The organism is uncultured Dokdonia sp., from assembly GCF_947496725.1.
In the GTDB taxonomy this organism is placed as follows: domain Bacteria; phylum Bacteroidota; class Bacteroidia; order Flavobacteriales; family Flavobacteriaceae; genus Dokdonia.
In genome coordinates, this window is sequence record NZ_CANMDS010000002.1 from 90,132 (window position 1) to 114,446 (window position 24,315).

At 38.3% G+C, this 24,315-nt stretch carries 15 protein-coding genes; 5 read left to right on the top strand and 10 right to left on the bottom strand.

Annotation, left to right across the window (positions count from 1 at the left end):
* Positions 1 to 2: 2 nt before the first annotated feature.
* The 4 genes from Q0948_RS04240 to hflX form a co-directional block, all read right to left on the bottom strand.
* The gene (locus tag Q0948_RS04240; protein ID WP_298349003.1) at positions 3 to 1,358 is read right to left on the bottom strand and encodes a methylmalonyl-CoA mutase subunit beta; all 1,356 of its coding nucleotides are present in this window, start codon (positions 1,356 to 1,358) and stop codon (positions 3 to 5) included.
* On the bottom strand, positions 1,348 to 1,638 hold the full coding sequence (locus Q0948_RS04245) for a septum formation initiator family protein (protein ID WP_316930951.1): 291 nt from the start codon (positions 1,636 to 1,638) through the stop codon (positions 1,348 to 1,350). The genes Q0948_RS04240 and Q0948_RS04245 overlap by 11 nt, the downstream gene beginning before the upstream one ends.
* A gap of 63 nt (positions 1,639 to 1,701) precedes the next feature.
* Positions 1,702 to 2,310: a uridine kinase gene (udk, locus tag Q0948_RS04250; RefSeq protein ID WP_035325822.1), complete on the bottom strand. Its 609-nt coding sequence runs from the start codon at positions 2,308 to 2,310 to the stop codon at positions 1,702 to 1,704.
* 50 nt (positions 2,311 to 2,360) lie between these two features.
* Entirely contained in the window at positions 2,361 to 3,587 is a 1,227-nt protein-coding gene (gene hflX, locus Q0948_RS04255) for a GTPase HflX (RefSeq protein WP_035325824.1), read from the bottom strand.
* 69 nt (positions 3,588 to 3,656) lie between these two features.
* Between hflX and Q0948_RS04260 the strand changes: the two genes are divergently transcribed.
* From Q0948_RS04260 to Q0948_RS04275, 4 genes are all read left to right on the top strand, one after another.
* Entirely contained in the window at positions 3,657 to 4,643 is a 987-nt protein-coding gene (locus Q0948_RS04260) for an endonuclease (protein ID WP_298349012.1), read from the top strand.
* A gap of 234 nt (positions 4,644 to 4,877) precedes the next feature.
* Complete coding sequence (locus tag Q0948_RS04265) at positions 4,878 to 8,648, top strand: choice-of-anchor L domain-containing protein (RefSeq protein WP_298349015.1); 3,771 nt, start codon at positions 4,878 to 4,880, stop codon at positions 8,646 to 8,648.
* A 52-nt stretch (positions 8,649 to 8,700) separates the two neighbouring features.
* On the top strand, positions 8,701 to 9,615 hold the full coding sequence (locus tag Q0948_RS04270) for a type IX secretion system membrane protein PorP/SprF (RefSeq protein ID WP_298349018.1): 915 nt from the start codon (positions 8,701 to 8,703) through the stop codon (positions 9,613 to 9,615).
* Between the two features lie 21 nt (positions 9,616 to 9,636).
* Positions 9,637 to 11,535: an OmpA family protein gene (locus Q0948_RS04275; RefSeq protein ID WP_298349021.1), complete on the top strand. Its 1,899-nt coding sequence runs from the start codon at positions 9,637 to 9,639 to the stop codon at positions 11,533 to 11,535.
* Between the two features lie 331 nt (positions 11,536 to 11,866).
* Here the strand turns inward: Q0948_RS04275 and Q0948_RS04280 are convergent, their stop codons facing one another.
* Both Q0948_RS04280 and Q0948_RS04285 read right to left on the bottom strand, forming a co-directional pair.
* Positions 11,867 to 13,273, bottom strand: coding sequence for a DUF5689 domain-containing protein (locus tag Q0948_RS04280; RefSeq protein WP_298349024.1), 1,407 nt, complete (start codon positions 13,271 to 13,273; stop codon positions 11,867 to 11,869).
* 26 nt (positions 13,274 to 13,299) lie between these two features.
* Positions 13,300 to 16,077, bottom strand: coding sequence for a carboxypeptidase regulatory-like domain-containing protein (locus Q0948_RS04285; protein WP_298349027.1), 2,778 nt, complete (start codon positions 16,075 to 16,077; stop codon positions 13,300 to 13,302).
* A 135-nt stretch (positions 16,078 to 16,212) separates the two neighbouring features.
* On the opposite strand from Q0948_RS04285, the gene Q0948_RS04290 reads away from it, so the two are divergent.
* A complete protein-coding gene (locus tag Q0948_RS04290) occupies positions 16,213 to 17,265 on the top strand; it encodes an endonuclease/exonuclease/phosphatase family protein (protein ID WP_298349029.1) in 1,053 nt (350 codons plus the stop codon).
* 129 nt (positions 17,266 to 17,394) lie between these two features.
* On the opposite strand, the gene Q0948_RS04295 is transcribed toward Q0948_RS04290, so the two are convergent.
* From Q0948_RS04295 to Q0948_RS04310, 4 genes are all read right to left on the bottom strand, one after another.
* A complete protein-coding gene (locus Q0948_RS04295; RefSeq protein ID WP_298349032.1) occupies positions 17,395 to 17,829 on the bottom strand; it encodes a hypothetical protein in 435 nt (144 codons plus the stop codon).
* A gap of 113 nt (positions 17,830 to 17,942) precedes the next feature.
* On the bottom strand, positions 17,943 to 21,218 hold the full coding sequence (locus Q0948_RS04300) for a TonB-dependent receptor (RefSeq protein WP_298349034.1): 3,276 nt from the start codon (positions 21,216 to 21,218) through the stop codon (positions 17,943 to 17,945).
* A gap of 172 nt (positions 21,219 to 21,390) precedes the next feature.
* Positions 21,391 to 23,001: a glucose-6-phosphate isomerase gene (gene pgi, locus Q0948_RS04305; protein WP_298349037.1), complete on the bottom strand. Its 1,611-nt coding sequence runs from the start codon at positions 22,999 to 23,001 to the stop codon at positions 21,391 to 21,393.
* Positions 23,002 to 23,019: 18 nt separating this feature from the next.
* Entirely contained in the window at positions 23,020 to 24,312 is a 1,293-nt protein-coding gene (locus tag Q0948_RS04310; RefSeq protein WP_298349040.1) for a peptidoglycan DD-metalloendopeptidase family protein, read from the bottom strand.
* Positions 24,313 to 24,315 lie beyond the last annotated feature (3 nt).

A 24,315-nucleotide genomic window follows, 5' to 3' on the forward strand; every position in this document is an offset into this window, starting at 1 on the left:
ATCTACTCAGTTTTAAGACGCTCTTTTTCGACAGTTTCTGCGAGACGTCTCATTATTATAGGTTCGATTATTGTTTTACGTGGGTTTATTTTTACAAAAGGATATAACTCAAGATTATCCTTCATCTTATCATCTTGATTAGGATGCTTGTTAGTTCCTAATAAAGTAATGACTCCCTCATCAAAAAGCTGCTGCTCTCTAGTTGCGCTTTCTTTAATCTTACGCTGTACGGTTCCGTCTTTGAGTTGTTTTAACAAACCGCCATTGCGCTCTATATCTTTAAATAGCGTAAGTGCTTTTTCCGCTAGCTGATGAGTAAGCTCCTCAACATAGTAAGATCCATCTGCAGCATTTTGCACAGCGTCAAAATAGCTTTCTTCTTTAAGCACTATTAACTGATTACGAGATATGCGCTGTCCAAAATCATTTGTTTTATGATACAACGCATCGTAAGGCATATTTACCACCCAGTCTGCTCCTCCTAAAACTGCGCTCATACACTCTGTAGTGGTACGCAACATATTAGTATTATAGTCGTAAATAGTTTTATTTCTACGGCTGGGGTGCGCTACGATTTTAATTGCTGTGTCTTGATAAGAAAAAGCACTTAAAACAGTTTGTGCTAATTCTCTTAATGCTCTAAGCTTTGCAATTTCAAAAAAGTAATTTGTACCTACACTTACCTCTACAACTACTTCCTCCAGTTTAAGATTTTCTTGCTCGCAAAAGTTTAAATACTCAGCCAGTTGTGCCATACCGTATGCCAGTTGCTGGATCATAGTTGCCCCAGCATTCTGATAAAGTGTAGTGTCTATTGTAAATGGTGACGTTGCTTCTTGTATAACTTCTTTAAAGTCTTGATGATCCTTATTGAGGTTTGTAAACCAGTTACCATCTAAAGCAAGATGGTTAATGATATCTAGCTTAACTACGAGCTCATACTTATCACTATATCGATATAGCTCCTTGTAAAATTGTGCGTCTAAAAATGACAGATCAAAATACAAAGGCACCGAGGCATCACTAAGGGTTGTAAATAATGCAGCTATATCAAAAGGTTTATTGGCTTGAAAATAAACAGCTTCTACACCATTTGTTATAGCACTATTTGCCGTCTCTGCAGACTGTACTGCTTGATTTATAAAAATTTTCTCTCCTATAAACCACTGCTTAGGTAATGGTATTGCCGGTGTTTTTTTTACCTCATCTTTATGGTAAAAAGGACGTACGTGTATACCCTCTAAACTCTGCCAGACAAGCGTCTTATTATAATCTGCACCCTTAAGATCAAACTGTATTTTCTGTTTGTATGCTTTTGCAGATACTGGATCAAATTCTGAAAATAAACTAGTCTTCATTTTCCTGTTTTAAACTATCTTGATATTCAATAATGTAAATCTCCTCGTTATCCTTTTTCATAAGATATTCTTCACGAGCAAACCGCTCTAAACCTGCGCTATCTTTGAGCTGTAGTATTTGAGCATTATCCTTTGAAATTTCGTTTTTAAAATAATCACGGTTACCCTTTAACTTATCTCGCTCTTGGTTAAGCTCTCTATGTAATAGGTATGAACTCCCGTCAAAAAACAGCATCCAGATTAAGAAAATGATGGTAATGAGTAAATATTTATTACTCAATACTCTAAACCATTTTTTTTGCCTCAGCTCTTTGACACCCATTGTAGTAAATATAGTAAAACCTTAATTTAAACGTTCGTTTATAATGCTTCGTACAATATCTACAGCAACAGTATTATACCTATTGTTTGGTATAATAATATCTGCAAATTCTTTAGTAGGCTCAATAAACTGCTGGTGCATAGGCTTAAGCGTGGTTTGATACCTATTAAGCACTTCATCTAAGTCTCTACCGCGCTCTGCAATATCTCTCTTGAGACGACGTATTAATCGCTCATCACTATCTGCGTGTACAAAAACCTTGATATCAAATAGATTTCTAATAGCAGGATCTGTAAGTATAAGGATACCCTCCACCACCATTACATTAGTAGGCGTGGTAAGCACCGTTTCTTCTGTACGGTTATGTGCAACAAATGAATATACTGGTTGTAATATGTTCCTTCCTTCTTTAAGTTCTTTGAGATGTTGACACAGCAATGGAAAATCTATCGCATTAGGGTGATCAAAGTTTACTTTCTTTCTTTCCTCCATAGAGAGGCTAGAAAGATCTTTATAATATGAGTCTTGGGAGATAACCGTTACCTGTCCTTCTGGAAGGTCTGAAACTATCTGATCTACTACGGTAGTTTTTCCACTACCGGTACCTCCACCTATACCTATTATGAGCATAATTGTAATTGTGTTGTTTTAAGTACGCTTTTGCGAAAGCGTTATTCTTTTTATTCCTCTTCTTGTCCGTATTGATCTATATACTCTGGGTATAAAAACTCATTGTATGGAAAACGTGTTACGTGTATCTCTCTCACGCGCTCGTATACCTTCTTTCTAAAGGAATCAAAGTTGTTTTTATTAAGCGCCGAAATGAATATCGCATCACCATTAGTGCGTGACATCCAGGTCTCCTTCCACTCATCTAGTGAGTAGTGAGCACCGGTGCGCTCTACCATAAGATCATCATCATCATAAGCCTCTGCCTTATATGCGTCAATTTTATTAAAGACCATAAGCGTGGGTTTATCCATACTTTTTATCTCATCAAGAATCTTATTTACGGCATTAATATGATCTTCAAACTGTGGGTGTGAGATATCTACCACGTGCAATAATAAGTCTGCCTCGCGCACCTCATCTAGCGTACTCTTAAAAGAGTCTACTAGTTGTGTAGGTAACTTTCTTATAAACCCAACGGTATCTGATAGTAAGAATGGTAAATTACCTATTACCACCTTACGCACAGTAGTATCTAGAGTTGCAAAGAGTTTATTTTCGGCAAACACCTTACTCTTGCTTATCACATTCATAAGAGTACTTTTACCCACATTTGTATATCCTACAAGGGCTACTCTCACCAGTGCACCACGGTTACCACGTTGTGTAGACATTTGCTTGTCTATGGTTTTCATTTTCTTTTTGAGCAGGGTGATGCGGTCACGTACGATACGTCTATCTGTCTCAATTTCTGTCTCTCCAGGACCACGCATACCTATACCTCCACGCTGGCGCTCAAGGTGTGTCCATAAACCTACTAGACGTGGTAAGAGATACTCATACTGGGCAAGTTCTACCTGCGTACGTGCATAACTAGTTTGTGCTCGTTGTGCAAAAATATCTAGTATGAGATATGTACGATCTACAATCTTACACTTAAGTAGTGCCTCAATGTTGCGCTGCTGTCCCGGTGTAAGCTCGTCGTCAAAAATGACCGTACCTACATCGTGCTGCTCTACATAAGCAGCTACGTCTTCCATCTTACCTGTCCCAATAAAAGTTTTAGGGTTAGGACGTTCCAATTTTTGACTAAAACGCTTGAGAACCTCTGCTCCTGCCGTGTAGGCCAGAAACTCGAGCTCATCAAGGTATTCTGTCATTTTTTCGTGCGTTTGTTTTTGGGTTACAAGCCCTACAAGAATGCACTTTTCATATTCTATTTTTTCAACTTCCAGCATATTTACAAAGGTAGCAAATGGATTGCAGTCTTTTTGACTAAATTGTGGGTCTCATAGATACTGTTTAATATGGAGGATACATCCGCTTTCGCGAAAGCGCCAACCAAAAAAATAAAATGTGCCATAGGTTTTTACAATCTTGAAAACCTTTTTGACACAAAAAATGACCCCGCAATACTAGATGATGACTTTACACCAGGTGGTTTTAAAGAATGGAACAATTATAAGTTTGATAAAAAAATTAAAAAACTTTCTAAAGTAATCTCAAAAATAGGAAAGGGTGATACCGGCACCTCACCGAGTTTACTAGGGGTAGCAGAAGTGGAAAACAAAGCGGTATTACAATCACTTATTAAAACAGATCGTCTTGAAGATGAAGGGTATGATATCATACATTATGACTCTCCAGACGAGCGTGGTATAGATGTAGGGCTACTATATAAAAAGAAAGACTTTGCGGTACATAAAAGCGAGGCGATTACATTATACCTAGAGACAGAAGAGGGAGATCGCGACTTTACCAGAGACATTTTATATGTGCAAGGCAACTTGCTAGGTACAGAGGTGCACATACTGGTAAATCACTGGCCATCTAGACGTAAAGGAGCAAATGAAACCTCACAAAAACGTATTACTGCCGCAAAGAAAAATCGCAAAATCATAGATAATCTTGTCGCTCAAAAACCAGATGCAAGAATAATCGTTATGGGTGACTTTAACGATGGCCCACATAGCGAAAGCATAAAAGTACACCTAGCCAAAACTGATTTTTATAATCCGATGCTTTATCTAGGCACGAGATATGAAGGGAGCCTTAATTATAACTATGAGTGGTTCATATTTGATCAGATTCTCTTTTCAAATAATTTTGTAAGAATCTATGATAACGAGCTCTTGTATGAAAGGTCAGACATCTATAATGACTTCTATCTTACTGAATATGATGGAAAGTATAAGGGCAACCCCTTTAGAACTTACGCTGGAAAAAAATACCTAGGCGGGTATAGTGATCACTTCCCAGTCTATACAATATTAACTGCAACTGTTAAAGTATAGATTTTACTGAGTAAGAAAGTAGTCACTCATCGGATATATGAAGTATTATATCCAATATTTTTGTTAATCTTTTGAAGATTATATTGTTTGTTGCACTTTAGCGGTGTATATAATTTAGCTTTTTGAAGTTTTTATTACATAATACACAAGGATTTTTACCTTGTCTTATGCTATTACCAATTTCAAGTAGCTTATCTCTATGCACTGCTATAATCTCACGACAAACCCAATCAAATGAAGAGACTTTTACTTTCCCTACTTTGGCTTATCCCTTCGGCACTGTTTGCACAAATTACCATAGACGAAACACTTACAACACAACAACTCGTAGAAGACATCCTCATAAACGCATCTTGTGCTGGAACTGAGAATTTCATACAGAGCACGGGTACAGACTTTGCTTCTGTTAATGGTGTTGGTTCTTTTGAAGCAAATGGTACTAACTTCCCTTTTGAAGCTGGGATTGTGCTAAGTTCTGGAAGCGTATCTACAGCACCAGGACCTAACCTCACTACACAAAGCAACGGAGGAACAGCGTGGCCAGGAGACGCAGACTTAGAAAACTTTACTGGTGCAACGGCAACAAATAATGCTTCATTCATACAATTTGACTTCACACCTTTTACTGAGCAATTGAGTTTTGATTTTCTGATGGCTTCAGAAGAATATAATCAAAATTTTGAGTGCACATTTACAGATGCATTTGCATTTATCTTAACTGATAATGATACTGGCACCTCTGTAAATCTAGCAGTGCTTCCAGGTACAAACACTCCTATAGAGGTTACAAACATACGACCTGAAGTCCCTAATAGTTGTGCAGCTATAAATGAAGAATTTTTTGGACAGTACAACTTCCTTCCTTTTAATGATGAAAACACAGCTGCAACAAATTTTAATGGTCAAACTGTCGAGCTTACAGCATCTACCACAGTAGTACCAGGAAACTCATACACCATAAAACTCGTTGTAGCAGATCAAACAGATAGTCTCTTTGATATTGCGGTATTTATTGAGGCTGGTAGTTTTAACGTTACAAATACAGATCTAGGTGAAGATTTACTTGTTGAAAACGGTCTTGCCTCTTGTGAAGGAGATCCAGTTACTCTAGATGCAACAGATCCAGATGCAGAAACTTATACTTGGTTGCTTAATGACGTAGTTATAGCTGGCGAAACATCATCAACACTAGTTGTTACTGAGCCTGGAGAATATAGCGTAGTAGTAACTCTTACAGATTTACCAGATTGTGAAGTAAGAGACGATATAACAGTAGAGTTTATTTCTGAACCTGCAGTAAACATAGAAGACTTTACATCGTGTGCTGGAGAAACCGAAACTCTAGATACAGGCTTACCTGCTGGCACGACCACATTTGTTTGGAGTCTAGATGGAACTGTCATAACAGGTGAAACTGGACCGTCAATAAGCGCGACAGAATCAGGAACATACACAGTACAAGCTATTTTTGATGCTGGATGTACCTATACAGATGATGCTATTGCTACTTTTAATGTCGCTCCTATTGTAGACCTTGGGGAAGACATAAATAGTTGCCTTGAAGATGCTGTCACTCTTGATGGGTCCCCAACTAACGTAGATCCATCTACCTCTACTTATGAATGGTTTTTAAATGGAACTCTTATAGCGGGAGAGACCTCTGCTACTTTAGAAGCTACAGCTCCAGGAGCATATGAGGTTTTTGTCACTTTTGAAGGATGTATTGGGACCGATACATTAACAATTAATCAAGCAAACGAGGATGGCTCTAGTTGTAATGTAAATGATTTGTGCCCAGATGCCTTACCACTGGTATGTGGTGACATTGTAACAGGAACAACTGTAGGATCTACCTCAACTGATGAGCCTGGAACTTGTGGAACAGGTCCTGGAGCTCCAGGAAACTATTATACATTTACTGGAACAGGAGAGCTTATACAACTAGCAATGTGTAACTCTACATATGACACAAAACTTCAAGTATTTACAGGCACTTGTGACGCCTTAACTTGTGTAGGTGGAAATGACGATTCTTGCGGACTACAATCTGAAGTGGACTTTCTATCTGAAGAAGGTGTTGAATATACAATTTATGTATTTGGCTTTGGAACAAGTGTAGGTGATTATGAACTAACCGTTACTTGCATTGAAGCACCACAAGGATGCCTAGATGCCGAAGAGGTTGTTTGTGGGGACGTAATTTCTGGCACAATAGTAGGCGCGCCAGCAACAGATGTTCCATTAGAAAATTGCGGCAACATAACAACTGGTGATTCTCCTGGGGTATGGTTTACATTTACAGGCACTGGTGAAAGCACAGAATTCAGCCTTCTAAATTCAAGCTTTGACACTGGTATTCAGATATATTCTGGAACCTGTGAAGAGCTTATTTGTGAAGAAGGTAATGATGACTTCGGTACAGTAGAGCAATCAAAAGTAGATTTCATAACTACAACAGGAACTGAATATCTTATTTACATTTATGGAGAAGATGGTGCTACAGGTGATTTTGAATTATCAATACAATGTAACCCACCAGCCTCTTGTGAAGACATAGAACCATTATGTAGTCAAGAAGGTCTCATATTTGAAAACACCTCTGACGGCTCATCTGCTCAAGATGGGATTGATTATGAGTGTTTATTTTCTCAACCTAACCCAAATTGGTTTTACCTTGAAATAGGTCAAGAAGGAGATATCGATTTAGAAATTGTTCAAAACACCGCTTTTGACGCAGATGGGAATCCAGTAGGAAATGAACTAGATGTAGATTTTATTGCCTGGGGACCATTTGATAGTCCAGATAATGCTTGTGACAACTTAAACCCAAGTACAAGTGTAGATTGTAGTTTCTCAGCCGCGGCAATTGAAACATTTACAATTCCTAATGCACAAGTCGGGGAGGTTTATATACTTCTCATTACAAATTTTAATGGGTCAAGCGGATTTATAAGTGTAGGTCAAACTGGCGGTGATGGAAATACCAACTGTGGTATTGTATGTCCAGATTTTGACATAGACCTAGGAGGTGATCAGTCTGTGTGTGATGAAACCTCTATAGAGCTTACTGCCGTTCTCTCTGGAAGCAACACTACAAATCCTACTTATGAATGGAGTACTGGTGAGACAACATCATCAATCACTGTTACTGAAACAGGAGTATATGAAGTAATTGTAACCGTAGACGGATGTTCTGAAAGTCAGATTGTAAATATTGACTTTGGGGCGACACCCACTATAGAACTAGGGAGCGATTTTGACACTTGTTTTGAAAATGCTATTTTCTTAGACGCAAGCCCATCAAATATAGATCCTACACAAGTTACTTATCAGTGGTTTCAAGACGGAGTAGAACTACCAGATACAACAGCCTCTATAGAAATTGTTGAGCTAGGCAACTATGAGGTAGTTGTAACTGATAATGGCTGTACTGCTACAGACAGTATTCTTATCACAGGCAGTACACTAGACGTTAGTCTCATAGATAATTTTCAAACTTGCCCTAATGAATTACAAACACTAGCAGCAGCTACAGACGAAACAGGAGTCACCTTCCAGTGGTTTGTAAATGGCACAGCAATAAATGGAGCTACAAACGCAACTTATGATGTCATACTAGCACCTAGCACTGTAGGAACTCAAACTTTTACAGTAGAAATCACCAGAGGAGTTTGTTCTGGGACGGCTGCCGTAGATGTGACACTTTATGAAGTAGGAAATTGTGTTATTTCAGAAGGGCTTTCTCCTTCTGGGTCACCAGGATTTAATGACACACTAGATTTACGTTTCCTCTCTGACAGGTCTGGCATAACAAATCTCCAGATCTACAACCGCTTAGGTACACTAGTCTTCGAACAAGATTCATACACAAATGAATGGAGAGGACAAACTGATGCAGGTGATGATTTACCTACAGGAACTTACTTTTATGTAATCTCACTTGATCAAGAAGATCCTACTTATGGCACTCAAGCCACTGGATGGATTTACTTAAACCAAGACTAACTAAAGAATCTAATTGTACGTACGATATAGTTGAATTAACAACGAGACAACAATGAAAAAACTACTATTATTAACGCTAATTTTAAGTCTATTTTACATAGATGAGTCTGTTGCTCAACAAGACCCACAGTATACCCAGTATATGTATAATATGAATGTGGTTAACCCAGCATATGCCGGATTAAAAGAAGGTCTTGCTATAAATTTATTATACAGAAATCAATGGTCAAGCTTAGACGGGTCACCAGAGACTTTCACCCTAGCAGCTCACTCTCCTATATCAGAAAAAGTAGGTTTAGGAGTCTCTCTTATAAGAGATGAGTTAGGCCCTGTGAAAGAAACCAACGCTTATGCAGACTTCTCTTATACTATAGATGTAAGCAGTACTTTTAAACTTGCGCTAGGTATTAAAGCGGGGGCTACTTTTCACGAGGTTGGCCTTGTAGATCTTGAACTCCAAGATCCCGGAGATGCGTTTTTCTCACAAAACATAAATCAGACGTATCCCAACGTAGGGACTGGTGCTTTCTTATATAGTGATAAATTTTACGTAGGCCTATCTGTTCCTAATTTACTCAACTCTGTTCATCTAGATACTAATGAGCTAAAAATAGGCTCTGAGACTAATCATTATTTTGTAACCTCTGGATATGTTTTTCAAGTTTCAGATAATGTAAAACTCAAACCATCTGTAATGGTAAAATCTGCATTTGACGCACCAGTTTCTTTTGATGCAAATGTAAATGCCCTCTTTCTAGAAAAATTTGAACTAGGTGTCTCTTACCGTTATGATGATTCTTTTAGTGGCATAGTAGGCTTTCAGGCAACTCCAGAATTTAGAATAGGCTATGCTTATGATGCAGTTACTTCTGAGATAAACAACATAGCCCCATCCTCACACGAGATCATTATAACCTACAACATACTACGTAATAAAAAAGCATTACGTTCACCTAGATACTTCTAAACCTAACCATAGCACATTAATATGAAGAAGTTTTACCTATATATATTGCTCCTTATTTTTACAGCTACAGGAGCCGTAGCACAAAACAAAGACACAAAGAAAGCAGATGGTCTGTTTGAGAGACTTGCTTATACCGAAGCTATAACTGAATACACCAAGCTTATAGAAAAGGGAAAAGCAAACAAGTATGTATATGCTCAGCTTGCTGAGAGTTATGCTATACTAGGCGACTCAAAAAAAGCAGTTTCTTTTTACAAAAGAGCTACTAAAGGAAAAAACGCAAAGCTCACACCAGATCTTATGTATAATTATGCACAAGCTCTTAAGGCCAATGGTGATGCTGCTGAGTATAAAAACTGGATGCAAAAATTTACCCAAGCACAGCCCAATGATTCTAGATCTGCTAGTTTTTTAAAGAATTCTAATTATCTAAGCCAGCTTTTAAGTAAAGAGCCTAGTTATACGGTAAAAAATGCAGGAGCTCTAAATACAACATATGCAGATTATGGAAGCGCGATAAATAGCAATACACTTTACTTTGCTAGTGCTAGAAATACAAACCGCAAAAAACACAGTCTAAATAACGAACCCTTTTTAGATATCTATACAGCGACACTAGATGGATCAAAATTAGGAACAGCCTCTCTACTTGCAGGTGACGTAAATACAAAATATCACGAGGGTAAAGTAGCAATCTCTCCAGATGGAAAACGTATGTACTTTGACCGCAATGACTATTATAAAGGAAATCTAGATAAGGATGAGACTGGAGTTAACCAGATTAACCTCTATACTGCAGAAAAGGTAGGAGGAAAATGGGTTAATATACAATCTGCCCCATTTAATAGTGATGAGTTCTCAACCGGTCATCCGGCAATTAGTCCGGATGGTAACACACTATATTTTTCAAGTGATAGACCTGGCGGAAAAGGAGGGTCAGATTTATATATGGTTACTGTAAATAAAGATGGAACATTTGGCACACCTACCGCGCTTAAAAACCAAATCAACACAGAGGGTACAGAAGTATTTCCTTTTATAGCTCAAGATGGCACACTATATTTCTCAAGTGATGGTCATATAGGTATGGGTGGCCTTGACGTATTTATGTCAGAAAGTAAGGGTGCAAACACGTATGCTATTCCTCAAAATGCAGGTCCAGGGATAAATAGCCCAGCAGACGACTTTTCAATATATATAAACCAAGATACAGATACAGGTTTTATCTCTTCAAACCGTGCCGGTGGTAAAGGAGGAGATGATATTTATATATTAGGACAACTACCTCCTTGTGATGTAGATGTTGCTCTTACGGTAGTAAATCCAGCTGGAGAGGGTATAGATAAAGCTCTTGTGGTTGTAAATAACAATACAGATAACACAAGTGAATCTGACACTGCTACAACAACGGGTAAATACCTTTACCAGTCTAAATGTAATCGCACATACACAATAACTGCGAGTGCAGATGGCTATAAAGAAGCAATTCAAAACATTACGGTAGGTAAATCTGGTGTTAACCAGACTATAACGCTAGAACCTATTATAGATCAAGTAGTCGTAACAGAAACGGAGGTTGTTTTAAATCCTATTTATTTTGATTTTGACAAGTCTAACATACGTCCATCTGCGGCAGCAGAGCTAGATAGACTTGTGAACGTTATGATGCAATATCCTACAATGGTAATAAGTGCAGAGTCACACACAGATATACGTGGGTCTGAATCTTATAACAAGAACTTATCTCAACGTCGTGCAGACTCAATGCGAGATTATGTAGTAAGCAAAGGTATAAATGCTAGCCGCATCTCAAGTATAGGAAAAGGAGAGTCTGAGCCTGCTATAGCTTGCGGTTCAAACTGTACAGAAGATGAACATCAACTTAACAGACGCTCTGTCTTTAAGATAGTCACTAGATAAACTGGATAATTATTAACTAACCAACCATCCAGGAAGCCGCAATGCGTAAGTGTTGCGGTTTTTTTATACCGTAATATCAAACTAATGTAAAGCGCTAGTTGTAACCTTATATTACAATGTAGCCTATGCTCTTCTAAGAAACCGTGCGGTTATATACTGCCTAATTTTCGGCCTCTTGTGGTGACAACTATCGATAAGCACATTTATTTTAGCAGTCTAGTTAAGTTGCCTTGATGCTTTAATAAAAAAAACCCACTGCTAGTAGTACTAACAGTGGGTTTTTAAAATGTATTATTCCGCTTTCGCGAAAGCGTATATATAACTACGTTACTTAGTTTGCATTGATCTGTATCTCGTCAAGCTCAAAAGTACCATCAAAATCTGCATCACCAGACCCGCTGTATCTAAAAGCAACATAACCGTTAGACTCAATACAAGAAAGATCTACAATACCTGAGTCTATCCAGTCTCCAAAGAAATCTCCATCATCTACAATCACTCCTGCAGGTAAAACATCCCAAGTAGCTGTTGCAATAGTAGCCTCAGTACCGTCCCAATCACTAGAAAAAAGAAGGTCAAGCGTACTACCGTCTGAAAAACTGTTTGAAGTCATAAACTGAAGTGTCTCACCAGTATTAGCTTGAAGATCTAGCATAGGTGTGATTAACCAAGCGATAGTGGCATCATCTCCAGACTGGAAAGACCCTACTCTTGCAGAAATACCTAAAGAGGCGTTTTGACCTCCACTAGAGTATGCCTCCCACGTTTCTGATCCTTCTTGCTGGTAGTTAGTCCATCCATTTCCAGATATTGGGCTATTTGTAGCTTGTGTCTCAAAGAAATCTTCAAAAAGAATTGTACTTCCTGCCGCATCTGCCACACCACAATCTATCTCTACCGGATCACAGCGCTCTGCTTGATCAAAAACTACGTCATTTCTGTCGTTTATAGCAAGATTAAAGTCTTCTCCAAAGAAATTACGAGTAAGCACTCCAGAAATACTTCCGCGTCCCGTAGGAAGCGCTATAGACTTAAAATTTGCAAAGGTACTTGTGCTTAAAATAAGTGTTTGCTCTGTCGCACAACTAAAGATAGTGCGCTCTCCATCAAACTCGTCTAGTGGCTCACCTGCATAAGTAAGACTTTCATCAATTACTTCTTCTTTTGCAAATTGAACATCTGTAAGTTTTATAAATATGTTTTCTAAATCTTCACTTAGGCTTGAGATGGTTGTCTCTACAGGAACAATAGTCTCTACCGTTGCAGATCGCTGTATGTAATCAAATTGTAGAGGAGCTGGTATCTTCTCAAGGTTGTTTGTAACTCCTAGTGTTAACACACCGTTACTTTCACCAAGGTGAAGACCTCCTAATTTTACAAATATCTTACGCCCTATCTCATAATACGTAAATAAAGGGCTCTCGTCTATTAAGATTCGTACTCCTGCCGTAGGTGCTGTAGCGTTGTCTTGTATAATGATTTCTTCAAACCAGTTACCAGACTCATCACTGCTTATCACAAACCCCTCTACATACTGTGTAGACTCAGTAAGATCTACCGTTTCTCCTTCTTGAAGAAATAAGTTTCTAAGTGCAGAAACAGAGATTACTTCACCATCAAGAACAGGATCTGTTGCGGTAAGATCTGGCGTGGCAAAATCATCATCTTGCACACAACTAGTAATAGTAAGCAACGCAATAATGGCTGCAAATACGTGGGTTAATTTTATTGTTTTCATATTAAATATCTTTCTTAATTGTTTTATTAAAAGCGCACGTATGCGTTTACATAGTATGTTGTTCCTCTACCGAAGAAGAGACGATCACCAAAAACTGGGGTGTCTCTTTGTGCTTCTTCTAGGCTTGATCTATAATTTGCTCGTCTACTATCTTCAAAACCTCCAGTAATGTAGGTCTCATCTAGTACATTATTTACAGTTGCAAAGAAGCCTACAAAGTAGTCTCCTACCCTCCAAGATTTACCTCCTATAATATTTACCAAAAAGTAGTCATCTATTTCTGTCTGTCTTAGTAAATCTCTCGCTACATCTGTATCATAATCATTAAATGGCTGCCCATCTATGTCTTGATTAAAGTTTGCCGTTCTAGCTAGATTACTAAAGTCTATGTATGAATTTGAGAAGTAGTTTACTGTAAGTCCAAAGTTCCAGAATTCTGGGTCTCTATACTCAAAACCTAGTTGGTAGGCTCTTTCTGGTCCTCCTGCAACGTGCAAATCTTTAATAGCAGTTGTCCCATCACCAAAGGTTTGAGGCCCCTCAAAATCATCTGATGTATAATATATATTAGGATTATTTGCATACGTGTATTGCCCTACAGATGCTGCAGCCTTAAGTTTAAGAGTAGGTAATACCTGCGCTTCTATACCTAGCTCTGCTCCTATATTTCTACGTTCTACATTTGTAAGAACCTCTTGAACAAAAGAAGCTTCTGTACCAGCTATACTATTTTGTGTAAAGAAGAAACCTATGTCTGTTCCTTTTTGAAAACCAGTATAAAACCCAGTAAGACGTCCCTTTACTATAGGTGATCTAAAAATATAACTTGCATCTACACTCTGTATTTGCTCTGACTCTAAGCCTATCACTACGTCATTGTTTTGACGCGCATTACTAAAGCTATTTCGTATACCTGGAGCCACAGAATAATATCCTGCATTTACATCTATAAGGTGACGCCCAGATAATTTATAGGTTGCACCCGCTTTAATTCCTCCGTTTGTAAACGAAAGTTTTTCACTAGGTCCAAAAGAGCGACTACCTGTAAAATTTCCGTTCTCATAGAGTCCAGTGCGCTGGTATGATGTATTACTTGCTGTACCAGACACATAAAAATCTACTTTATTATAAGTAAACTGTGCCTGCGCAAAGCCAGAAACTACGGTCGCATCCATATCATAATTATACTTATAGCGATCACCCTCTACTACTACTCTATTAGGGTTACGCACATCACTCTGTGCAAGATCTCCATCTTGACCGTCTTGACTCTCACTTACAGAAAAGTTATCTATATCTAGAAAACCATCTCCACCTAGTAGGTCGCTTACTTGTGCATAATTTTCGCTCTTTAATCCTCTATAGCTCACATTACCATCTATAGTGATAGCGTCTGTTACTTGAGAGTTAATAATCACATTTGCACTAAGCTGGCTATCATCTATCACATCATCCTGAAGTATGATATTAGAATTGCCTCCATTAGCATTTGCTTGATATAAAGAATTCCAATCAAATTGACCATCATTTATAAAGTCCTGCTCTAGTAGGTATGCATTCTGAAAATCATATGCCGTAGGATTAGGATCTTGTAAAGCATAACTAGGCAAAAGTTGATAATAGTTTGGCGCTGGATTTCTCAAGCTACCATTATCTACTCTACCACTTTTTATAGAACCAAACTGGTAGCCCAGGTTTGAGTTGATTGTTGTTTTATCGCTTAATGTCCAGTAGTGATTAAGCATAAAAACAGGCTCTTCTATCTCTCGCTCTCTTGTATTACGCTTCTCACCATCTTGATAACCCCAAAAAGGATTATACGTTCTTCCTTTTAGGTCAAACTGCTCTTCTGTAATAGCTGTCGCTCTACCACGTCTGTTAGGCGTATAGAATCCCGTAAAGTTTAAACTATGAGCATCATTTATTTTTTTCTCGACAGAGAGATACATAGAGTTTGCATCATATAATGTTCCATCTTGAAAACCTTCTTCTCCAAAGCGTCTTGCTAGTAACACACTATATGCCCATCCGTTTGAATTAAGACCAGAATTATAGCTTGCCATCACTCTACCTTGATATGAGGCATTTGCCGCAGCATATGATATTCTACCTCCCTCTCGTTCTTGTGAAGCTCGCATTACGATATTTGTCACCCCTGCGAGACCTCCAAAGCTATATTCACTAGGAGTAAGCCCTTGAGAAAATTCGCGATTACGCTGTGCGTCATTTAGTCCTCCCCAGTTACCCCATTGTGGTCTACCGTTAAACTGTTTATTCATCTCAATCCCGTTAATGAGCACTTTGCCATTTGCATTATCGAGACCTCTAGGTCTAAAAAAAGTTGCACTCCAGTCAAAAGCGGCTGCGCTTAAAAAAGCATCGCGACCGGCAGATAGAAGTCCTGACACATTAAAGTTACCTAGATCATCATCACCACTGTTAAGATCATTATCAGAAAGTGAGATTAACCCTATTTGCTGCTGCTCTGCAGAGATGTCTACATCTAGTGTAATCACATCAAGATTGAGCGTTTGCCCAGTCGTAAGAATAATAGGAAGCCTCTTGGTGATAAAACCATTTTTTAAAACCAAAAGAATCTGATCTCCTTCCTGGGTTAAGTTTTTAAGTACAAATACTCCCATAGCATTTGTCATTGTTTCTGCAGCGCTCTTTTCGAGACGTAAAGTAACGTCTGGAAGCGGCTCAGAGGTGATGGCATCCATCACCGTTCCTTTTATTTGTGTTTGCGACCACGCTGTGGCTGCTAGAAACACACATAAAAGTGATAAAGTAAATTGCTTCATAAATGATTAATATTTGGTTGTTTTATTAAGAAACCGTTACGATTCTCGGCCAAAAGTAGGCAAAATAGAACGTTTCAGTACCTTTGGCACGCTCTCTGCAAAAGAGTTTACAAAAAGATAACACACATCTATTTTATGAAACTAAAAGTACTCGCCTTATCTGGTTTACTGACTGTTACCGCTTTCGCGAAAGCGCAACAAGACAAAACCTATCGTGCACATACCATTGCCTTTTACAATGTAGAAAACCTCTTTGATACAGAAAATGACCCCATCACTTATGATGATGATCGCACACCAGATGGAAAGGATCACTGGACCGAAGAAATCTATCAAGATAAAGTAAGCAAGATGGCGCGCGTCATTTCAGAAATAGGAGCAGATGTAACAAATAATGCTCCCGCACTCATAGGCCTTGCAGAAATTGAAAATAGAAAAACAGTAGAAGCACTAGCAAATGATCCAAAACTACTTGCTAAGGATTACGGCATTGCTCATTTTGACTCTCCAGATAGACGAGGGATTGATGTAGCACTTATGTATCAAAAAGCGCTTTTTAAACCGACTAACATTAGCAAGCACGAGCTCCTTATATATGATAATGTTGACACAAGTAAAAGAGTGTACACGCGTGACCAGCTCTTGGTTTCTGGCCTGCTGGATGGTGATATGATACACGTGATTGTAAATCACTGGCCATCTCGCTCTGGTGGAGAAGCACGAAGTCGTAAAAAACGTATCGCCGCTGCCGAACTTAATATGAAGATAATTGACAGTTTGCAGAGCAATGACCCCTATGCAAAGATCATTACAATGGGAGATCTCAACGACGACCCTACAAGCCCTAGCGTTAAGAAAACAATAAAAGCGTCTGGAAAGAAAGAAAAAGTCAAAGATGATATGCTTTACAACCCTATGGAGCCTATGTTTAAAAAAGGGATTGGTACACTCGCCTATCGTGATGGTTGGAATCTTTTTGACCAGATTATTATAAGCGCACCTTTGCTTGACAAGGATTTTAGCACATACCGCTATTATAAAGCAGGTATTTATAATAAGAACTACTTAAGCAACCCTAAAGGGCGTTATAAAGGATACCCTTACAGAAGCTTTGCAAATGGAGGGTACACAGGAGGGTACAGTGACCATTTCCCCGTGTATGTATACCTTATTAAAGAAGATCAATAAAACAACTTATAATAGTTAATAAAAATGTCCGCAATCTATTTATTTTAGATTGCGGACATTTTTTTGTTTTAATCACGCTTTCGCGAAAGCGTAAAACTATCCATAAAAGGTATAGTCTAAAGGGTTATATTAAAACCACTGCGACCAAGGAATAATAGCAAGTACTGCAATTAAAGCAAGGGTATAAAATATTGCTATCTTCTTGAACTTAGGCGTAGAAAGGCGCTGTTTTTTATGTTTTGAATACCCCACAGTAACAAGTACTACAGCAATAATCATAAGGAAAGGGTGCTCTACCGCAAGTTGTCTAGCCTGGCTAGATAAACCTCCCATTCCGTTTGCCTTTATCGCTTGTAAGCCATTAGGAGACACAAACCACAACACAAGCCCTATGAGTAACTGTATGTGCATAGTTATAAGTGTAAACAGTGCTAGACTCATATCCTTACCTCCATATTCCTTTTTACTAAAGAATTTAGAAAGGGCATTTACTGTTGCAATAACAAGAACGATAAGAACTAAATACGCCCAATAAGAGTGGACAAACTGAACAACTGAGTACATATGATGTATATTTATTATGGTTGAGTGTCAAAGATAATTCATAAATATAAAAGCCGCTACTGTTTCCAGTAGCGGCTTTTTAAATTGCCTAAGCAAACAATTTATAATAGCTCTTAGTTAAAGATATAACGAAGACCTACTTGCATTTGCCATCTTGAAGACTGTAATCCAGAATCATCAATTTGATCTACGTTTTTACCTATTACGTTTCCTGCATCATCAAACTCAAGTAAGCTCTCTACAAAGCTAAATACTGGTTGATCATCAGATGTTGAAACTGTCTGTAATGGTGATACGTTAGATCCTACAAATTTACGTACTCCCCAATCTTTGTTGATAAGGTTTGTAAAGTTGAAGATATCTAAAGAGATCTGGAATGTATTTTTCTTATCTCCAGTTTTTACATATATATCTTGTAAGAACTTAAGGTCAACGATGTGGTTCCAAGGTCCTCTTGAACCATTACGCTCAGCATACTGTCCTCTACGAGTACTTAAGTAATCGTCAGACTCGATAAACTGGTCAAGTAACATCCATTGTCTAGCTTGCTCTGTTGCATCACCAGAAAAAGTAATTTCTGACTGGTTTGCTGGAACATAAATAAGAGCGTTATCTCGTGAATCATCATTTAATAAATCACGTCCTTCTCTGTATGTAAAGCTATATGGTGACGACTGTGCTCCTTCATAGAAAAGACCTATTGTAGTTTTTCCTCCAAAGTCTCCACCGTACTCAATCTCGTAAGATGCATTTGCAGAGATACGACTACCTAAAGAGAAGTCAGAACGAGATAATGGAATATCTGAGTTCTTACCATTTACAGTTTGAATTCCTCTCCACTGTGAACTGTTTTGAGAAGATGTACCATCAAAGATTTTTTCAGACTCTCCGTAAGAGTAAGATACTTGTCCTTGGAAACCGTTCTGGATAGGCTTTCTAAGTGTAAACGTTGCGTTATAAGAAGACCCTTCGTTTGTGTTAGAAGCAAGGATGATTCTACCATAAGTATCATCTATCTCGTCACTACGGTTGTAGAATGGACGGTTATCTGCTCCATCGTAGTTCCCTACTGGCCCACCTAAGTTAAGGTTCTCATAGTAAACATCTGTAAGTACATCATTATATAAGAAATCTGCAGATGCGATTAATCCCCATATAGGTAATTTTTGATCGATAGCGATGTTGTATTTACCTACTTGTGGAAGTTTGAAGTTCTTAGCAAAAAGGTCGATGTTTCCACCTACTCCTCCAGAACCTGCAGCAACAACTTGTGTTTGCTGGTTTACATCTGCTTGGAAAGGCTCTCCGAAGATAAAGCTAAATCCACCAGTTACACCATTATTGTTATAAGTACCACCTGGCCATACTAAAGGAAGTCTTGAAGTAAATACTCCTAATCCTCCACGTACTTGTGTTGTATTATTTCCAAAAACATCCCAGTTAAATCCTAAACGTGGTGCGATGTGAGCAGAAGCATCAACTCCTTGACCTACACGTGCTCCTTGTAAATCTTTACCTGCAGCAGTAAGTAGAGACACTGTTCTTGTATTAAAGTCATCATTTACAGTACCATCTTCCCAGTAAGGAATATCAACACGGATACCTCCTGTTACTTTAAAGTTTTCTGTTACTTGTACTTCATCTTGTACGTAGAAACCTAATTGAGAAGTTCCAAAATCTGCAGATCCAGCAGACTCATCACCTACAGCACCGTTACCTACTAAAGAATAACCGTGTTGAAAAACGTCTGCATCTTGACCAGTTAAGAACTGGTTAAGTCCAGAAGAAACTAAGTTTCCAGCATCATCAAATTGATCTTCGAAAGTATAATCTCCGTAGTTAAAAGCAAAGAATAAGTTCTTAGCAGAAGCAATCTCAAGGTTTGCACCAAGCGTTACAGCGTGACGACCAGAGAAAATCTGGAAGTTGTTGTTTATTGTAAAGATATCCTGCTCAAGTAAATTTGCAGTAGAGAAAGGCTCAGACCCAAAAGAGATCGTACCTCCTCCATCTTGAATATCTACAGTAGGGAATGGATTACCAGAAGGATCTCTATCATCCTTTACAGATGTATATCCTATCTTAAGGTTGTTTGCATATTTAGAACCAAACGTAGAGTTTAATTCAAATGCAGTAGAGTATGTCTTAGTTTCAAAAAACTCAGATCCGTTTATGAACCCTATGTTTCTTAATCCAGAGTTACGAGCTTCTAGGTTAGTCGCCTCAACGATACCTTGACGTATAGATACTTTGTGGTTTTCGTTAATGTTCCAGTCTAAACGTAAGTTTATCTTGTCACTTTCTAGAGTTCTAGTGTTGTTATCAAAAATACCAGGATTATAACCGTACTCAGACTGTAAGAAGCTAGCAAGGTTTGCGATATCTGCTTCAGAAGATCTTCCTTGGTAGTTTGAGAATGTAAATGGTTGAGGAGTCTCATCATCTTGACGCTCATAGTTTGCAAAGAAGAATAATTTATCTTCGATAATTGGACCTCCTATACGGATACCGTAAGTCTTAGCAGAAAATTCTGCAAGCTTCTCACGCTCGTCACCTTCATTTGTTAAATCTACAGGAGTTTTGCCTGCAAGACTTTCGTTTCTTAAGAAACCGTATACACTACCTTCCCAGTTGTTAGATCCAGAACGCGTTACTGCGTTTACAGATCCTCCAGAGAATCCTGACTGACGTACATCAAAAGGAGCAAGGTTAATTTGGAAAGATTCGATAGCATCTACAGAGAACGGGTTTACACCTGTCTGACCTCCGTTAGTACCTGAACCTGCAAGACCAAAAACATCGTTATTTACAGCACCATCAATATAGATAGCGTTGTAACGGTTATTTTGACCACCTAGAGAGATAGAAAAACCATCGTTCCCCTCAGTAATCTGAGCTTGTGGAGTAACACGTGCAAAATCTGCAATACCTCTAGATACAGAGGGAATTGTAGCGATGTCACGCTCTGTAATTGTAGTTTCTGTACCAGTTTTGTTTGTGTTAAACACACTGTTATTAGATCCAGTAATTACAATCTCGTCAAGTGCATTTGCATTTTCTTGCATTGTTACACTTACTCTCTTAGTCTCTCCGAGACCTAAGTTAAAACCGTTAAGTGCATAATCTTCAAAACCTACATAAGTAATTGTAAGGTTGTAAGGACCACCTGATTTAAGGTTTGGTAAACGGTAAAAACCGTCAAAATCTGTTACTGCTCCATAAACAGAACCTGTAGGTACGTGTGTAGCTACAATGTTTGCCCCAGGTAATGGTCCTTCTGTGTTGTCTAGCACACGTCCAGCAATGGAACTTGTTGTTACCCCTTGCGCAAGTGACGAAGCTGTCACAAGAAACAAAGCGATCAATGATAAAAATGTAATTTTCTTCATGATATTTATTAAATAATTAGCAGTGCAAAATTACTTTAATTTCCTAAGCACCAATATTAACTTAAGGTTAACTTATTTTCTTAAAGATTTGAAAAATTTGATAGAACTTAAAACGCCCTGAGATCAAGCTCTCAGGGCGTTTTAGCGCTTCATATATTTTATAAGAAAATTACTACAATTTATAACGCTCTAGTAATGTTCTAGTTGAGCTATCGTGAGACGTCATCTCATCGCTATCTATATCAGATAAAACTTGTTTGGCAAGTTGTTTTCCTAACTCTACACCCCACTGATCAAAGGAGTAGATGTTCCATATTATGCCTTGTACAAAAATCTTATGTTCATACATTGCTACTAACGCTCCTAGACTCTCTGGTGTTAATGCCTCACCAAGTATAGTTGTAGTAGGTTTATTTCCTTCAAAAACTTTAAAAGGGGCTAGCTCTTCTATTGCTTCAGGACTTAAACCTCCATCTTGCAATTCAGTAATTACTTGATCTTTTGTTTTACCATTCATTAAAGCTTCTGTTTGTGCAAAAAAGTTTGCCATAAGCTTGTCGTGATGACTCTTCTCCCCGTGCAATGATTTTTTAAAACCTATAAAATCTGCCGGTATTAATTTTGTCCCTTGATGAATAAGCTGAAAGAACGCGTGCTGGCTATTTGTACCCGGCTCTCCCCATATAATATTACCTGTTTCATAAGAAACACGCTCTCCATTGCGGTCTACACTCTTACCATTACTCTCCATAATAGCTTGCTGTAAATATGCGGGAAGTCTATGTAAGTATTGAGAATAAGGTATTACAGCCTCTGTCTCTACTTTAAAGAAGTTATTATACCACACACTAAGCAGTGCTGTTATTACAGGTAAATTCTTATCAAAAGATGTGTTTTTAAAATGCTCGTCCATTTTAAACGCGCCGTGTAGTAAGCCTTTAAAATTATCATACCCTACAGCAAGTGCAATAGAAAGACCTACAGAGCTCCATAGCGAAAATCTACCTCCTACCCAGTTCCACATAGGGAATACGTTATCTGAGGAGATTCCAAAGTTTGCAATAGCTTCTGCATTTGTAGAGATTGCAACAAAATGATTTTTTACAGCATCTTCTCCTACTTTATCTACAAACCACTTACGCACGGTTGTAGCATTGCTAAGTGTCTCTTGTGTAGTAAATGTTTTTGAAACTATGACAAACAATGTGGTCTCTGGATCAAGATCTTTAATGGTTTCCATCACGTGGTCACCATCTACATTTGATATAAAGTGTGTGTTGAGACGTGTCTTATAATATTGTAAAGCCTCTACTACCATTACTGGACCTAGATCAGAACCTCCTATACCTATATTTACAACATCTGTAATTTCCTTTCCTGTAGCTCCTTTATGTGCCCCAGAAATCACCTTTTCGGTAAAGGTCTGTATTGATTTTTTTACGGCATCTACTTCCGCTTTCGCGAAAGCGTTATCACTCTCATCACGAAGTGCGGTGTGCATTACAGCACGCCCTTCGGTGGCGTTAATTTTTTTACCACCAAAAAAACTATCTATAGCCTCTTGTAAGCCTACCTCTTGAGCCAGCTTGAGTAGAAGAGTCATTGTCTCTTCTGTAATTCTGTTTTTACTATAATCTACATAAAATGTATCCCAAAGAATTGAAAAATCTTCTGCACGCTTATCATTTTTAAAAAGATCTGTAAGATGTGTGTCTTTTATCTCTTCATAATGCGCTTGCAAGTCTTTCCAAGCTGCGGTAGTAGTTGGGTTTATATTTTTCATTTTGTTATATCTAGGTGATTATTGTAAAGCCTCTGTAGCTTCTTGCTCTTCTGTAATATCATCTTCAGCTTCTGTCATAAAAGGAAGATTGTCTAGCTGTAATTGTAATGGTCTCTTTATACTGTCAAAAACTGGTAGCAACTCCTCTGCCATAGGCTCTGAGGCTGGAAGGTCTTCTGAGAAGGGATCTACTTGTTTACCATTTTTCCAGAATCTATAACATACGTGAGGCCCTCCTGAGTTACCAGTCATCCCTATAGTACCTATTACATCGCCCTGTCTTACACTCTGGCCTACTTTTGCTAGGCGTTTTTTCATATGCAAGTACTGCGTGTCATACGTACCATTGTGACGTATTTTTACATAGTTACCATTACCGCCACGTCTTTCTGACTTGGTCACCACACCATCTGCCGTAGCTAGAATAGGGGTGCCTATGGGAGCGGCAAAGTCTGTTCCTTTGTGAGGTCTTACTCTGTAACCGTAATATTTTATCCTTCTCTTTAAGTTGTATCTAGATGACAATCTCCCATACTTGAGCGGACTTTTAAGAAAGGCTCTTCTTAAGTTTTCGGCATTTTGATCAAAATAGTCGTAACCTCCAGGTAGTGAGTCGTTTTCAAATCTATAAGCATAAATCTCTCTTCCTCTATGTTCAAACACGCAAGCCTTTATATTTCCGACTCCCGCAGCTACAGTATCATTTACAAATCGCTCATCATAAATCACTTTAAAACGGTCACCTACGTCTAGTTTATTAAAGTCTATAGTCCAGGCATAAATATCTGCCATTTTAATACTTACTAAAACACTAGCTCCTAGATCGTCAAAAGTAGATGAGAGGTTGCTACTTATTACTCCAGAAACTTCGCGCTCTACGATAGTAACCGGGTGCTTTTTTGCAGCAGCAGTAACATCATCTTCAAAATCTACAACCACATAATCCTCTTTATTTTGCTCATAAATAAAGACCTGAGCTGCCTCAAGAGTGTCTTTAGATTTAAGTAGCATATACGGCTTTCCTACACGTATACGACGTGTGTCAAACACATTTTTTACACTATCAGATATTTCTTGAATCGTGGCATAATCTACATTTGAGTCAAAGAGTATTTTACCAAAACTGTCACCAGACTGCACAGTATCCCTCTCTACCACATAATCATCAAGTACGTAACCGTACTCTTTGATCACTTCTGGTTCGGTTTCTAGAGTTTGATCTATAGGTGTTGAAGTAGCATCTTGCTTCTCTCCACAAGAGAATAGGGCAAGGCTTAAAAATAGTGTAATGTAGAGGCGATAATAATTCACTAA